The organism is Salinimicrobium oceani (assembly GCF_012037645.1).
In genome coordinates this window covers 1-497 of the sequence record NZ_JAAVJR010000455.1, presented here as the reverse complement: position 1 = coordinate 497, position 497 = coordinate 1, and the positions used below count along the sequence as shown (strand labels likewise).

Below are 497 nucleotides of genomic sequence, written 5' to 3'. Positions count from 1 at the left end.
AACGGTAAAGAGAAAAAGGTTACCCCAGATTATAAAACTAAGGTAACGGACCCGTACGGTAGATTCCAGTACGGTATTCCACCACGTGGATATGCTGACCTGGCCTTCCTCCAACATATGATTGCGGTACTGAAACAGGATGGTAAAGCTGGTGTAGTGTTACCGCACGGGACACTGTTTCGTGGGTCAAGTGAAGGTAAGATTCGTAAAGCTTTATTAAAGGCAGACCTTGTTGAAGGTGTTGTAGGTCTACCAGCTAAACTTTTCTACAACACTGGTATTCCAGCATCCATATGGATAATTAATAAAAACAAAACCGAAGACCAAAAAGGAAGGGTGACCATAATTGATGCCAGTAACGGTTTTAAGGAAGGTAAGAACCAAAACGAATTACTTGAAACTCATGTTTTAAGTATAGTTGAAGCTTATGATGCATACTCCGATGTTGAGAAGTTTATGCGAGTAGTATCAATTGAGGAGATTAAAAGTAATGATTA

1 protein-coding gene is annotated in these 497 nt (G+C 39.8%); it reads left to right on the top strand.

All coding sequences use genetic code 11. The annotated features are described in order from the left end of the window. On the top strand, positions 1-497 hold a 497-nt coding region (locus HC175_RS17710), incomplete at both ends, for an N-6 DNA methylase (protein ID WP_168139596.1).